This is a genomic window from Streptomyces sp. JLBJ103 (assembly GCF_058215575.1).
Genome location: NZ_CM177089.1, coordinates 2,076,077 through 2,090,667, shown reverse-complemented (window position 1 = coordinate 2,090,667; position 14,591 = coordinate 2,076,077). Strand labels below are relative to the sequence as shown.

At 71.7% G+C, this 14,591-nt stretch carries 11 protein-coding genes and 1 pseudogene; 9 read left to right on the top strand and 3 right to left on the bottom strand.

Translation table 11 applies throughout. The features are described 5' to 3' along the window. Positions 1–48 precede the first annotated feature (48 nt). From rimP to AC4BEG_RS08855, 8 genes are all read left to right on the top strand, one after another. The gene (gene rimP, locus AC4BEG_RS08890; protein ID WP_490705354.1) at positions 49–561 is read left to right on the top strand and encodes a ribosome maturation factor RimP; all 513 of its coding nucleotides are present in this window, start codon (positions 49–51) and stop codon (positions 559–561) included. Positions 562–563: 2 nt separating this feature from the next. After that, complete coding sequence (gene nusA / locus AC4BEG_RS08885; RefSeq protein ID WP_254745065.1) at positions 564–1,556, top strand: transcription termination factor NusA; 993 nt, start codon at positions 564–566, stop codon at positions 1,554–1,556. Positions 1,557–1,653: 97 nt separating this feature from the next. Continuing rightward, positions 1,654–1,941 carry a YlxR family protein gene (locus AC4BEG_RS08880; RefSeq protein WP_490705353.1) on the top strand — a complete coding sequence of 96 codons (288 nt, stop codon included), beginning with the start codon at positions 1,654–1,656 and terminating at the stop codon, positions 1,939–1,941. Between the two features lie 151 nt (positions 1,942–2,092). Beyond that, a complete protein-coding gene (gene infB, locus AC4BEG_RS08875) occupies positions 2,093–5,203 on the top strand; it encodes a translation initiation factor IF-2 (RefSeq protein ID WP_490705352.1) in 3,111 nt (1,036 codons plus the stop codon). Positions 5,204–5,337: 134 nt separating this feature from the next. Continuing rightward, entirely contained in the window at positions 5,338–5,634 is a 297-nt protein-coding gene (locus AC4BEG_RS08870; protein ID WP_490705351.1) for a DUF503 domain-containing protein, read from the top strand. Positions 5,635–5,719: 85 nt separating this feature from the next. Then, positions 5,720–6,199 carry a 30S ribosome-binding factor RbfA gene (rbfA, locus tag AC4BEG_RS08865; RefSeq protein WP_490705350.1) on the top strand — a complete coding sequence of 160 codons (480 nt, stop codon included), beginning with the start codon at positions 5,720–5,722 and terminating at the stop codon, positions 6,197–6,199. Further along, positions 6,196–7,122 (top strand): tRNA pseudouridine(55) synthase TruB, encoded by a 927-nt coding sequence (gene truB / locus AC4BEG_RS08860; RefSeq protein WP_490705349.1) that lies wholly within the window; start codon positions 6,196–6,198, stop codon positions 7,120–7,122. The genes rbfA and truB overlap by 4 nt, the downstream gene beginning before the upstream one ends. Before the next feature lie 350 nt (positions 7,123–7,472). Then, positions 7,473–8,426, top strand: a complete 954-nt coding sequence (locus tag AC4BEG_RS08855; RefSeq protein WP_490705348.1) for a bifunctional riboflavin kinase/FAD synthetase — start codon at positions 7,473–7,475, stop codon at positions 8,424–8,426. Positions 8,427–8,527: 101 nt separating this feature from the next. Here AC4BEG_RS08855 and AC4BEG_RS08850 read toward each other — a convergent pair whose 3' ends face one another. Together AC4BEG_RS08850 and AC4BEG_RS08845 are read right to left on the bottom strand one after the other, a co-directional pair. Then, positions 8,528–11,566 (bottom strand): MinD/ParA family ATP-binding protein, encoded by a 3,039-nt coding sequence (locus AC4BEG_RS08850; protein WP_490707029.1) that lies wholly within the window; start codon positions 11,564–11,566, stop codon positions 8,528–8,530. Between the two features lie 435 nt (positions 11,567–12,001). After that, positions 12,002–12,076: pseudogene (locus AC4BEG_RS08845) on the bottom strand (SCO5717 family growth-regulating ATPase); the annotation flags it as partial. A 562-nt stretch (positions 12,077–12,638) separates the two neighbouring features. Here AC4BEG_RS08845 and AC4BEG_RS08840 point away from each other — a divergent pair. Next, positions 12,639–14,198, top strand: a complete 1,560-nt coding sequence (locus AC4BEG_RS08840) for an outer membrane protein assembly factor BamB family protein (RefSeq protein WP_490705347.1) — start codon at positions 12,639–12,641, stop codon at positions 14,196–14,198. A gap of 87 nt (positions 14,199–14,285) precedes the next feature. Here the strand turns inward: AC4BEG_RS08840 and AC4BEG_RS08835 are convergent, their stop codons facing one another. Then, positions 14,286–14,516 (bottom strand): DUF397 domain-containing protein, encoded by a 231-nt coding sequence (locus tag AC4BEG_RS08835; RefSeq protein ID WP_201882713.1) that lies wholly within the window; start codon positions 14,514–14,516, stop codon positions 14,286–14,288. Positions 14,517–14,591: the final 75 nt, after the last annotated feature.

Genomic DNA, 14,591 nt, shown 5'->3' with positions numbered 1-14,591 from the left:
GAGACGCGACCTTCCCACAACAGCACACGCGGCCGAGGAGTCACCCGGATGAGCACCACCCAGAGCGAGAGGCTGCGCGGACTGCTGGAACCGCTCGTCAGCGCGCGAGAGCTGGATCTGGAAGAGGTCGAGGTGACCCCCGCAGGGCGGCGTCGTGTGCTGCGGATCGTCGTGGACTCCGACGACGGCGTGCAGCTGGACACCTGCGCGGAGCTGAGCCGCGACATCTCCAGCACGCTCGACGAGACGGACGCGATGGGTACCACCCCGTACGTTCTCGAGGTCACTTCTCCGGGCGCCGAGCGCCCCCTGAGCGAACCGCGCCACTACCGCCGTGCCACCGGCCGCCTCATGCGGGCCCGGCTGACCGACGGCGGCGAGCTGGTCGCCCGGATCACGGCCGTGGACGACGATGGGCTCGATGTGGAGGTGCCCGGCGTGAAGGGGCGCAAGCCCACCGCCAGGCGGCTGCCCTTCGAGGAGATCTCCAAGGCTCGGGTGGAGATCGAGTTCAACCGCAAGCCCGCTGGTCAGGGCGATGAGAGCAAGGAGGAGGCGTAGCCGTGGACATCGACATGAGTGCCCTGCGGGGTCTGGTGCGAGAGAAGGAGATCTCCTTCGACCTGCTGGTCGAGGCGATCGAATCGGCCCTCCTCATCGCCTATCACCGCACTGAGGGAAGCCGCCGCCGCGCCCGCGTGGAGCTGGACCGCAACACCGGCCACGTGACGGTATGGGCCCAGGAGGACGCCGAGGACCTGGAGGAGGGCGCCGAACCGCGCGAGTTCGATGACACCCCCTCCGGTTTCGGCCGGATCGCCGCGATGACCGCCAAGCAGGTCATCCTCCAGCGGCTGCGGGACGCCGAGGAGGAGATCACCTTCGGCGAGTACGCGGGGCGTGAGGGCGATGTGGTCGCCGGTGTCGTCCAGCAGGGCAAGGACCCCAAGAACGTGCTGGTGGACATCGGCCGGCTGGAGGCCATCCTGCCGGTGCAGGAGCAGGTGCCCGGTGAGGACTACGCCCACGGCACCCGGCTGCGGACCTATGTCGTCCGCGTCGTCAAGGGCGTGCGCGGTCCGTCGGTGACCCTTTCGCGTACCCACCCCAATCTGGTGAAGAAGCTCTTCGCGCTCGAGGTGCCGGAGATCGCGGACGGCTCGGTGGAGATCGCGGCCATCGCCCGCGAGGCCGGTCACCGGACCAAGATCGCGGTCAGGTCCACCCGTTCGGGTCTGAATGCCAAGGGCGCGTGCATCGGCCCGATGGGCGGCCGGGTGCGCAGTGTGATGGCCGAACTGCACGGCGAGAAGATCGACATCGTCGACTGGTCGGACGACCCCGCCGAGCTGGTCGCCAACGCGCTGTCCCCCGCGCGGGTGAGCAAGGTCGAGGTGGTGGATCTGGCGGCGCGCTCGGCGCGCGTCACCGTGCCGGACTACCAGCTGTCCCTCGCCATCGGGAAGGAAGGGCAGAACGCCCGGCTCGCGGCGCGGCTGACCGGGTGGCGGATCGACATCCGGCCCGACACCGAACAGCCCGGTGATCAAGGCTGATTCAAGCCGCTGTGGCCCGGAATCCAGCCGAAAACGAGTAATCGTTCGATCACTCCCCCCGAGGGGTGAGGTCGGTACAGGGAGGTAGACTTAAGCAGTGTCTGGCCGCGCGCGTGCTCGTGCCTGCCCTGAGAGAACCTGCGTGGGATGCCGGGATCGGGCGGCCAAGAAGGATCTGCTGCGCATCGTGGCGGTCGAGGGCGTTTGTGTCCCCGATCGGCGCGGTACGCTGCCCGGTCGGGGTGCGTATGTGCACCCCACACCGGTCTGCCTCGACCTGGCGGTCCGCCGCCGGGCTTTTCCTCGGGCCTTCAGGGGGCCGGGGACGCTCGACATCACGGACGTGCGCCGCTGTGTCGAGCAGGGTGAGCAGGCATCACCGTAAGTAGTTGGAAGAACGGCACGGGACACCGTGCGGTCAGGTACCTCGCGAGTCGGAAGTAGGTCGAGATTGCGATGAGCACTCGATGAGTACGCGATGAGTACGCCCATGAAGTAGCGACGGTCCGGCGTAACCCGGACCTCAAAGGAGCGAAGTGGCTAAGGTCCGGGTATACGAACTCGCCAAGGAGTTCGGAGTTGAGAGCAAGGTCGTCATGGCCAAGCTCCAAGAACTCGGTGAATTTGTACGTTCGGCGTCCTCGACCATCGAGGCGCCGGTTGTGCGCAAGTTGACTGACGCATTCCAGGGCGGCAACGGTTCCGGCCGCGCCGCCGGCAAGCCCTCGGCGCCGCGCAAGGCGACGCCCGCCAAGCCGCCGACACCCGGTCCGGGTGCTTCGGCCCGTCCGGCTGCCCCCAAGCCCCCGACGCCCGGCCCCAAGCCGGCCGCCGCCGAGGCTCCCCGCAGCACGCCCGCGGCGCCCACCCCGGGCCCGCGTCCCACGCCCGCGGCCCGTCCGACGCCCGGCCCCAAGCCGGGTCCGGCGCAGCCCGCGGCACCGCAGCAGCCCGCGGCACCGCAGCAGCCGGAGTTCACCGCCCCGGCGGCGGCCGCCGGTCCCAAGCCGGCCCAGGCCAAGCCGGGCGCGCCCGCGAAGCCGGGTGCCACGCCCGGTCCGCGCCCCGCCCGTCCGGGTGCTCCGGGCCAGGGCCAGGGTGGTCAGGGCCAGGGCGGCCAGGGTGCCCGTTCCGGTGCGCCGCGCCCCGGTGGCGAGCGCGGTCCGCGTCCGGGCGGCCGTCCGGCCGGTCCGCGGCCGGGCAACAACCCCTTCACGTCCGGTGGTTCGACCGGTATGGCGCGCCCGCAGGCGCCCCGTCCCGGCGGCGCCCCGCGTCCCGGCGGCCAGGGTGGCCCCGGCCCGCGCCCGCAGGGCGGTCAGGGCGGTCCCGGCCGCGGTCAGGGCGGCCCCGGCGGTCCCCGGCCCACTCCGGGCCAGATGCCCCGTCCGCAGGGCGCCCAGGGTGGCGGCCCGCGTCCCGGCGGCGGCCCCGGTGGTCCGCGTCCGAACCCGGGCATGATGCCGCAGCGTCCCGCCGCGGGCCCGCGTCCGGGCCCCGGTGGCGGCGGCCGCGGTCCCGGCGGTGCCGGTCGTCCCGGCGGCGGCGGTCGTCCCGGTGGTGGCGGCGGCTTCGCCGGTCGTCCCGGCGGTGGCGGCGGCGGTCGTCCCGGTGGTGGCGGCGGTTTCGCCGGTCGTCCCGGTGGTGGCGGCGGCTTCGGTGGCGGCGGTGGCCGTCCCGGCTTCGGCGGTCGTCCGGGTGGTCCCGGTGGCCGTGGTGGCACGCAGGGCGCGTTCGGCCGTCCCGGCGGTCCGGCTCGCCGTGGCCGTAAGTCGAAGCGGCAGAGGCGCCAGGAGTACGAGGCCATGCAGGCCCCGTCCGTCGGCGGCGTGATGCTGCCGCGCGGCAACGGCCAGACGGTCCGGCTGTCGCGTGGTGCCTCGCTCACCGACTTCGCGGAGAAGATCAACGCCAACCCGGCGTCGCTGGTCGCCGTGATGCTCAACCTCGGCGAGATGGTCACCGCGACCCAGTCGGTCTCCGACGAGACGCTTCAGCTGCTCGCCGACGAGATGAACTACATCGTCGAGATCGTCAGCCCGGAGGAGGAGGACCGCGAGCTTCTCGAGTCCTTCGACATCGAGTTCGGCGAGAACGAGGGCGGCGAGGAGATGCTCGTCTCCCGTCCGCCGGTCGTGACCGTCATGGGTCACGTCGACCACGGTAAGACCCGACTGCTGGACGCGATCCGCAAGACCAACGTGGTCGCGGGCGAGGCCGGTGGCATCACCCAGCACATCGGTGCCTACCAGGTCTCGACCGAGGTCAACGAGGAAGAGCGCAAGATCACCTTCATTGACACCCCGGGTCACGAGGCGTTCACCGCCATGCGTGCCCGTGGTGCCAAGTCGACCGACATCGCGATCCTCGTGGTGGCGGCCAACGACGGTGTGATGCCCCAGACGATCGAGGCGCTGAACCACGCCAAGGCGGCCGACGTGCCGATCGTGGTCGCGGTCAACAAGATCGACGTCGAGGGCGCGGACCCGACCAAGGTGCGCGGTCAGCTGACCGAGTACGGCTTGGTGGCCGAGGAGTACGGCGGCGACACCATGTTCGTCGACATCTCCGCCAAGCAGGGCCTGCACATCGACAGCCTGCTGGAGGCCGTGGTCCTCACCGCGGACGCCTCGCTCGACCTGCGCGCCAACGCGGAGCAGGACGCGCAGGGCATCGCGATCGAGGCGCACCTGGACCGCGGCCGCGGCGCCGTGGCCACCGTCCTGGTCCAGCGCGGAACGCTGCGGGTCGGCGACACGATGGTCGCGGGCGACGCCTACGGCCGTGTCCGGGCGATGCTCGACGACAACGGCAACGCGCTGGAGGAGGCCGGACCGGCCACCCCGGTCCTGGTGCTCGGTCTGACCAACGTGCCCGGCGCGGGCGACAACTTCCTCGTTGTCGACGAGGACCGCACCGCCCGCCAGATCGCCGAGAAGCGTGCGGCGCGCGAGCGCAACGCGGCCTTCGCCAAGCGCACCCGCCGGGTCTCCCTGGAGGACCTGGACAAGGTGCTCAAGGCCGGTCAGGTGCAGCAGCTCAACCTCATCATCAAGGGCGACGCGTCCGGTTCGGTGGAGGCCCTCGAGTCCTCCCTGCTCCAGCTCGACGTCGGCGAAGAGGTCGACCTGCGCGTCCTGCACCGCGGTGTGGGTGCGGTCACCGAGACCGACATCGACCTGGCGACCGGCTCCGACGCCATCGTCATCGGCTTCAACGTGCGCGCCGACGGGCGTGCCACGCAGATGGCCGAGCGCGAGGGCGTGGACGTCCGCTACTACTCGGTCATCTACCAGGTGATCGAGGAGATCGAGGCGGCCCTGAAGGGCATGCTCAAGCCGGAGTACGAAGAGGTCGAGCTCGGTACGGCGGAGATCCGCGAGATCTTCCGCTCGTCCAAGCTGGGCAACATCGCGGGTGTGCTCATCCGCTCCGGCGAGGTCAAGCGGAACACCAAGGCCCGCCTCCTCCGCGACGGCAAGGTGGTCGCGGAGAACCTCAACATCGAGGGCCTGCGTCGCTTCAAGGACGACGTCACCGAGATTCGCGAAGGCTTCGAGGGCGGTATCAACCTCGGCAGCTACAACGACATCAAGATCGACGACGTCATCGCGACGTACGAGATGCGCGAGAAGCCGCGCGGCTGACGCGCTGGCTCTCATCCGGGGCCGGTCGGCGGGAAATTTCCGTCGATCGGCCCCGGCCCTTGCGTGTACGGTTCGAGGAGCCTCAACCCAAGCCCGCACCTTCAAGGCCCCACGGGTGGCTTGACCCGGACTGCATGTATGTAGGGACGTTGTCCTTTGACCTGCTCCTTGGCGACGTACGGTCGTTGAAGGAGAAACGCTCCGTCGTCCGGCCGATCGTCGCCGAGCTGCACCGCAAATTCGCGGTCAGCGTGGCGGAGGTCGGCGACCAGGACCTCTATCGCAGGGCACAGATCGCCCTCGCGGTGGTCTCCGGGGACCCGGGCCACCTCACGGACGTTCTGGACCGCTGTGAGCGCCTGGTCGCGGGGCGGCCGGAGGTGGAGCTGCTGTCGGTACGACGGCGGCTCCACGGCGGCGATGACGAGTGACAGACGGGGAACCCGGCGGTGACGACCACCGTCGACGACCACCCCGGCCATCGATGACCGAAGCGAAGAAGAGAGAAGTAGACGCATGACCGACACCGCGCGGGCACGCAAGCTGGCGGACCGCATCCGGGTTGTGGTCGCGGAGACCCTTCAGCGGCGGATCAAGGACCCGCGGCTCGGCTATGTGACCATCACGGACACCCGGATCACCGGCGATCTGCGGGATGCGACCGTCTTCTACACGGTCTTCGGCGACGACGAGGAGCGCGCCGCCTCCGCCGCGGCCCTGGAGAGCGCCAAGGGCGTGCTGCGTTCCGAGGTCGGCCGTCAGACCGGGGTGCGGTTCACCCCCACCCTGACGTTCGTCCCCGACGCCCTCCCGGACAACGCCCGCACCATCGACGATCTGCTCACCAAGGCCAAGGCGGCCGACGCGCAGGTCCGCGAGGCGTCCTCGGGCGCCGAGTACGCGGGTGACGCCGACCCGTACCGCAAGCCCGGCGAGACCGCGGACGAGGACGGGAACGGGAACGAGAACGACGCCAAGGGCTCCTCGGACGTATGACGCGCAAGGGCAGGGCCGGCTCCGGTGCTCCGGACGGCCTGGTGATCGTCGACAAACCGGCCGGTTACACCTCGCACGACGTCGTCGCCAGGATGCGCCGCTTCGCCGGGACCCGGCGGGTCGGCCATGCCGGCACGCTGGACCCCATGGCCACCGGCGTCCTGGTGATCGGTGTCGAGAAGGCCACCCGGCTGCTCGGCCACCTGGCGCTGACCGAGAAGGAGTACACGGCCACCATCCGGCTCGGCCAGACCACCGTCACCGATGACGCGGAAGGGGAGATCACCGCCGCGCACGGGGCCGCCGGGGTCGAACTCGGCGCGGTCCAGGCCGGGATCGCCGCGCTGACCGGCGACATCCAGCAGGTGCCGTCCAAGGTCAGCGCCATCAAGATCGACGGCAAGCGGTCCTACGCGCGGGCCCGTGAGGGCGAGGACTTCGACATCCCGGCGCGGCCGGTGACCGTCTCGTCCTTCGCGCTGCACGAGCACCGCGAGACGAAGGCGGAGGACGGCACCGCCGTCCTGGACCTGGACGTCACGGTCGTCTGCTCCTCCGGCACCTATATCCGGGCGCTCGCCCGCGACCTGGGCGCCGGGCTGGGCGTCGGCGGCCATCTGACGGCGCTGCGGCGCACCCGGGTCGGGCCGTACGGGCTGGCGGCGGCCGAGACGCTGGAGCGGCTGGAGGAGTCCCTGACGATCATGCCCATCGCGGAGGCCGCCGCGGCCGCCTTCCCGCGCTGGGACGTGGACGCCGACCAGGCCCGGCTGCTGGGCAACGGCGTACGGATCGCGATGCGCCCGGTGACGCCGGGGGAGGGGCCGGGCGGTCCGGTGGCCGTCTTCGATCCGGACGGGCGCTTCCTGGCCCTGGTGGAGGAGTCGAAGGGCAAGGCCAAGAGCCTGGCCGTCTTCGTCTGAGCCGGCTGCCCGCTCGGCTTCGGCCGGAGCCCGAGCCCCTGGCCGCCGTTGAGGGCCGTCCCGCACCGCGGGGCGGCCTGTGCCGTCCTGCGGTGCGTTGCGACCCCCCGATCTCTTCCCCTCACGGTGTCTTTCCGCTGCCGCCGGAGAATTCACCCCATCGTGCGGGCGCCCGGAAGGCATCACGGGAGTGAAAGGGGGCGCATGAGGTCTCGCGAGGCCCCTGGCGACCGTGGTGAACCCGGGGCCGGGCGCCAGGAGTGGCCACCGATGCAAAGTACGTGCCGATGGCATGGCACTCTTAGACCTGCGAAGTCGACAGACAAAGGTTCGGGCGAGGAGCGGGCAAAGTGCAGCGCTGGCGTGGCTTGGAGGACATCCCCGAGGACTGGGGACGCAGCGTCGTCACCATCGGTTCCTACGACGGGGTGCACCGAGGACACCAGCTGATCATCGGCCGCGCGGTGGCACGTGCGCGTGAGCTGGGCGTACCGGCGGTCGTGGTCACCTTCGACCCGCACCCCAGCGAGGTCGTACGCCCCGGAAGCCACCCTCCGCTGCTCGCCACCCACCAGCGGCGCGCGGAGCTGATGGCGGAGCTCGGGGTGGACGCGGTGCTGGTGCTGCCGTTCACGGCGGAGTTCTCCCGGCTCGCTCCGGGTGACTTCGTGGTGAAGGTGCTGGTCGACAAGCTCCACGCCCGGGTGGTGGTGGAGGGTCCCAACTTCCGCTTCGGCCACAAGGCCGCCGGGAACGTGGCGTTCCTGCGCGAGCTGGGCGCCACCTACGACTACGAGGTCGAGGTCATCGACCTGTACGAGCGCGGTGAGGCGGGCGGCGGCGAGGCGTTCTCGTCCACGCTGGTGCGCAGGCTGGTTGCCGATGGGGACGTCACGGGCGCCATGGAGGTCCTCGGACGTCCGCACCGCGTCGAGGGCGTGGTGGTGCGCGGTGCCCAGCGCGGCCGGGAACTGGGCTTCCCCACGGCCAACCTGGAGACCCTGCCGCACACCGCGATCCCCGCCGACGGCGTCTACGCGGGCTGGCTCACCGCCGAGGGCGAGGCGATGCCCGCGGCCATCTCGGTCGGCACCAACCCGCAGTTCAACGGCACCGAGCGGACTGTCGAGGCGTATGCGATCGACCGGGTCGGACTGGATCTGTACGGACTCCATGTCCAGGTGGACTTTCTCGCCTATCTGCGGGGCCAGGAGAAGTTCGACTCGATCGAGGCGCTGCTGGAGCGCATGGCGGCCGATGTGAAGCGGGCGCGGCAACTGGTCGAGGAGCACGGCGCCCGCTGAGGCCCGCCCCTCACCACTCAACGACGGCTCATACGGCGATCGCCCCGCCGGACCGGGATCAACCGGTCCGGCGGGGCGATCGCTTCGCGGTGTGCGCGCCGCTACTGCTGCGGCCCCGCCGGGGGCTGCTGCTGCCACGGCTGGCCCTGCTGCGCGGGCTGACCGGACGGCCACGGCTGACCCGGCTGCCCCTGGGCCTGTTGGGGCGGCTGGGCCGGTTGTCCCAGCTGCGGCTGCTGTGGCTGCTGCCAACCCTGCTGGGAGCCCGGCTGACCCGGCTGTCCCTGCTGGGGGTAGCCCTGCGGCTGACCGGGCTGCGGATAGCCCGGCTGGGGCTGTCCGGGCTGCGGCTGGCCCGGGGCCTGCGGCTGCCCCGGCTGGGGCGCGTACGGCCCCGGGTAGGGCTGCTGCTGTCCCTGGCCCTGCTGCGGACCCGGCTGCTGGCCCTGCCCCTGGCCCGGGTACTGCCCCTGACCGTGCGCGGGCATCGGCGGCGCCATCTGCGGCGGCGGGGCGCTGCCGCCGGCCGCCGTCCACAGGCCCTGTGCCTGCTGGGCACGGGTGAAGTCCTCCGCGACGAGGGCCGAGAGGTTGAAGTACGCCTCACGGGTCTTCGGCCGCAGCATGTCCAGGTCCACTTCGGCGCCCGCTGACAGATGCTCGTCGAACGGCACGACGACCACCCCGCGGCAGCGCGTCTCGAAGTGCGACACGATGTCGTCCACCTTGATCATCTTCCCGGTCTCCCGGACCCCCGAGATCACGGTGAGGCTGCGCGAGACCAGGTCCGAGTAGCCATGGGCGGACAGCCAGTCGAGTGTGGTGCTCGCACTGCTCGCGCCGTCCACCGAGGGCGTGGAGATGATGATCAACTGGTCGGCGAGATCGAGCACTCCGCGCATCGCGCTGTAGAGCAGACCGGTGCCCGAGTCGGTGAGGATGATCGGGTACTGCTTGCCCAGGACGTCGATGACGCGGCGGTAGTCCTCGTCGTTGAAGGTCGTGGAGACGGCCGGGTCGACGTCGTTGGCCAGGATCTCCAGACCGGACGGCGCCTGCGAGGTGAACCGCCGGATGTCCATGTAGCTGTTGAGGTACGGGATCGCGGTGACCAGGTCGCGGATGGTCGCCCCGGTCTCGCGCCGCACCCGGCGGCCGAGGGTGCCCGCGTCGGGGTTGGCGTCGATCGCGATGACCTTGTCCTGGCGCTCGGTGGCCAGGGTCGCGCCGAGGGCGGTGGTCGTCGTGGTCTTGCCGACGCCGCCCTTGAGGCTGATCACCGCGATGCGGTAGCAGGAGAGCACCGGCGTACGGATCAGCTCCAGCTTGCGCTGCCGCTCCGCCTCCTCCTTCTTGCCGCCGAACTTGAAGCGCGAGCCGCCGACGTTGTTCTTCTTCGGCTTCTGCTTGCCCCGGATGAGCCGGTCCGACGACAGCTCGACCGCCGCCGTGTAACCGAGCGGCGCGCCCGCGCCATGGGCGGCCTGACGCCGCTGGTCCGGGGTGACGACGGGCCAGCCGCCGGTCCGCGGATCGGCCGGTGCGTCCGCCCCGGCACCGGCGTTCGCGGCGGCCGCGCCGCTGTCGGGGCGCGGGTAGCCGTAGCCGTCCTGCGGTGCGGGAGCCGCGTCGGGGCGCGGGAAGCCGTAGCCGCCCTGGCCCTGTGCCGCTCCCTGCGCTGCCGCTCCCTGCGCTGCCGCTCCCTGCGGAGCCGTTCCCTGCGGACCGGGCTGGGCGTACGGACCGGGCTCCTGCTGCGCGGGGGAGGGCTGCGGGTGGTGCGGCGGGACGGCGTCCTGTGGCTCCGCCTGCGGACGCGGGAAGCCGTAGCCGCCCTGCCCGAGTGCGGGCGCCGAGGGCTGCCCCGGACCGGCGGGCCCGGGCTGTCCCTGGTGCGGATAGCCGTAGGGGGGCTGGGGTTGGGACTGAGCCGTCTGCGGGAGCTGAGGGCTCTGGGGAGGCTGCGGACCGGGGGTGGCCGGCGGCTGAGCGCCGGACACGGGCGCGCCGCCCTGGCCCGGTGCCTGGCCCGGTGCCTGGCCCGGTGCCTGATCCTGTCCCGGGAACGGGGCGGGGCCAGGCTGACCGGGGCCGCCCTGCGCACCCGGCACCGGACCGGGGCCGCCCTCGCCGGGGCGGGGGTAGCCGTAGCCGCTCTGCGGTGACGCGGGCGCCGGGATACCGGGCGCGGGCTGACCCTGCGGACCGGGCACCGGCGGCGCCCAGGCGGCGGACTGCGGCGGCAGACCGCCTCCGGTGCCGCTTCCGGCCCCGGGGCCGTCCGTACGCTGCTCCGGGACCGACGCCGGGGAGGTGCCGCTCCCGGAGTGCCACGGCGCGCCCTCGTTGGGCCGCGGGGTGGGCGGAGCGGTGGGCTCCGGCGCGGCCGTACCGCCCGCACCGCCCGTACCGCCGTCCGCGCTCTGCGGTGCGGCGGGCTGGAAGTCCGGTGGCAGCGGCGGCAGTCCGGACTGCGGAGCGGCCGGAGGCGCCCACGGCGTGGCCGGCGGCTGCTCCGGGGAGGGCGCGTCCGGCACGGCCGCGCCCTGCGGTGCCGCGCCCTCGGGGATCGCGTCCTGGGGCTCGCCGGCGTCCGCCGCCTCGCTCTCGGCATTGCGCCGTGCCGCGAAGTCCTGGCGCAGCGCGGCCGCGGAGAACCGCAGGGTGCCCTCGCTGCGCACCTCGCCGCCGGTGGGCACGGTGGTGTCCGCGGCACCGGAGTCGGAGCTGTCCGGCTCGGAGGACCGCTCGGCTTCCGCACCCGAGTCGCTGTCAGAGCTTTCGGTGCTCTCGGTGCTCTCGGTGGCTTCGGCGGCGCGGAGTTGGGCCATCTCCGCCCGCAGGGCGGCGGTGGAGAACCGCAGGGTGCCTTCGCTGCGGACGTTGCCGCTGTCGCTCTCGGCGGCGTCGGCGTCCTGGTCGGCGGTGTTCGTCTGCGCGGTGGCCGGCGGCAGCGCGTAGTCGTCGTCGGCCTTCTTTGGGGTTCCCGGGGCCGGTTCGGCCAGGTTGTCCCGCTCCGGCCGCTCGTCCCGCGCGACGCTCTTCGAGCTCTCCGCGGTGAGGTCATCCGCCTCGGCGTCAGCGGTGGTGGGAACCACCGGGTTTGGGGAGAAGTCGGGCACAGGGGGTGCAGCGCTCATTTCCCCGGAACGCTCATCTCCGGTCCCGCCCGGCCCGGCATCGTTCGCGGTCCGCGGAGGTGTCTCGTCCTCACCGGACCCGCTCGAAGCGGAACCGGTCGCAGCGGAACCGGTCGCGGGGGACGCCGTCGCGGCGGGCCCCGTCGGATCGGGCCCCGCAGGCGCGGTCTCGGTGGACGGCGCCGGGGGCGGCGGCCACGACCCCGCGAAGCCGTTCGGATCCGGAACGCCCGGTACGGACACCGGGGTTCCGGTCGGCGGCGGAGGCGGAGGTGAGGGTGCGGCCCCCGCGCCGGCCCCCGTGTCCACTCCGGATCCGTTGGTCCCCCCGGGTGTCGTCCCGGCCGGCCCGGGGACGGGCGGCGCTGGTGACGGCGAAGCGTTCTGCGTGTACCAGGCGGGCGGGGTGTAGTCGATGGTGAACTCGCCCGTGTGCTCGGTCTCCGCGTCGGACCGATCATCGCCGGGTGTGGTTCCGCCCGTGCGGATCTCGTCCCGATCGCTGCTCACAATGCCTCCTGGTGTGGTCGAACACCGTTGAAATTCTTGGCGAGGCCGATCTGTTGCCGATCGTTACTGTCGTCCGACCGTTCGGCTTTCCCCTTTGGTGACGCCGGGGATACCTGATCAGGTTCTCCACCGCGTACACCAAGACTAATCACCCTGAGCGCCCCTATGGCAGGCCCGTCGGCACTCAAGGTGCTGTCCGATGCCTCACCATGCCTTACCTGGCCGTGTACCCGCTCAACCCCGGGGAGAGCCACGGCCTAACGGTGGTAGAAAGAAATCCGCTCGAATGCCGACGGACCTGCCTAAGAGGGGAGCGCTGATGTCGCGGCCGCCTCAACCGCCCCGCCGCCCGCCCGCGGGGGGCTTCGGTCCGCCACCGGAACCCGAGCCTTCCGAAGGCGGCTTCGGTCCGCCACCGGAACCCACCCCGCCTCAGGTGCCGCCGGCCCCCCCGGCTTCGGCTGCCCCTCCTCCGTCGGACCGGCACACTCCACCCCAGATCTGGCATACCGGGGCGCTCCCCGCGAGTCAGTCCACACCTCCTCCATCCCCGGCGCCCGATGTGCCGCAGCCTCCCGGGCCGCCGTCGCCCGCCCCCGGCAATCCGTACGCGACGGACCCGACCCGGCCCGCGGGCGACGGTCCGTACTCCGCGACGCCGTACGGCATATCGCCGGCCGACGGCGGCGAAGGCGGTGCCGGTGGTGGTCGAGACAAGAAGCGGAAGGTTGTTGTCATCGGCACGGCGCTGGCCGTGCTGCTCGCGGCGGGCTGCGCGGTCTTCGCCGTCCTCAGCGATGACGATGGCGAGAAGAAGCCCGCCGCCTCGAGCACCGCCCCGGCCGAACCCCACCGGAAGAAGCCGACGGCCGGGCCCACCGGTGGTGGCGACAGCGACAACAAGGACGACAACGCCCAGGAGAGCGACCCCAACGACGTCCGTCGGCCGGGCGAGGCGAAGGTCCTCTACCAGACACCCGCGCCCGACCTCACCCGGCGCGGTGTCGACGCGCCCGGCTTCTGGGTGCGCAAGGGGCATGTCGTCAAGGCCGTTGACACCAAGGTGACCGCGTACAAGGACAACGGCGCGGAGAGGTGGTCGCTGTCGCTGCCCAAGGCCGTGTGCGCCGCGCCGGACTCGGCCACGGACGGCAAGGTCGTGGTCGCCTACGCGGGCCACCGCAAGAACTCGTGCAGCCGGCTCGCCCTGATCGACCTCGACAAGGGCGTCAAGCTCTGGGACCACGACGCCCCGGAGTCGGGCCCCTTCGGCGGCGACCACTCGAACATGGGCATGGCCCAGAGCGGCAATCTGGTCGGTCTGGCCTGGTTCGGCGGCTCGGCCATGGTCCGGGTCGACAACGGCAAGGAGGTCTCGCCGGGCGAGATGAGCCCCGCCTGCTCGGTGGACGGCTACGCGGGCGGCAAGGTCCTGCTGCGCGCGTACTCCTGCAACGACGGTTCCGCCAAACTCCAGCAGCTCACCCCGGCCGGAAAGATCAAGTGGACCTATGTCGTCCGCAAGGGCTTCAAGGTCAGCAAGATCTTCTCCAGCAGCCCGGCCGTCGTCGCGCTGAGCAATGAGGACCGCAAGTCCGGTGGGATACTGGCGATTTCGGACCGCGGCAAGGAGCGTTCCTCCCTGGCCCTGGGCAAGCAGTCCTACCAGCCGCAGTGCCGGATGGACCTCTTCGGCACCGACATGGGCGCCTGCCAGGGCGTCGCCGCCACCGCGGACACCTTCTACCTGCCGACCGAGGTGAAACCGGCCGTCGGCTCGGGCCCCGGCAACGAGATCCACGCCTTCGACCTGGACAGCGGGAAGAGGAAGTGGGCCCTGAAGGTGGGCGGCCGGATGCTGCTGCCGCTGAGCTTGGACGGCAAGAACCTCATCGTCTACGAGCAGCCCACACTCAACGGTGGTGGGACGGTCGTGAGCGTCGGCGCCGGTGGTGGTACGCCGAAGAAACTTCTGCAACTGCCCCGGGCCACCCGCAAGACGGAGACCGTCCTCGCCACCGCCACCCGGATCTACCGGAACGGCGTCTTCTACATCGCCTCGGACCGTGTCGCGGGGACCACGGGCACACACGAGAAGATCTTGATCGCCTTCGGGTCCTGAGTGCCCCTGGCGCCATCCGTTGGAGACATGAGGAGGGGCGGACACCGGCCGGTGTCCGCCCCCTCCGCCGTACGCTCAGCGCAGGTCTCAGCGCAGGTCGAATTCGCCGTCCCGCGCGCCCAGGACGAAGGCGCGCCACTCGGCCTCCGTGTAGCGCAGGACCGTCTCGGGATCGGCGGAACTCCTCATCGCCACCGCCCCGTTCGGCAGGTAGGCGATCTCCACCCGGTCCTCGGAGGTGCTGCCAGGCGCGCTGAGCCATTCGACACCGGAGATATCGAGGGCGTACAGCTCGGCCTTTTCTTTGGCGTCAGCCATCGGTGGAGATTCCCTTCACATACCGCGGACATCCGTCCGCCCGACGGGACAAGTCTGATCCACCCCGCGGGCGGC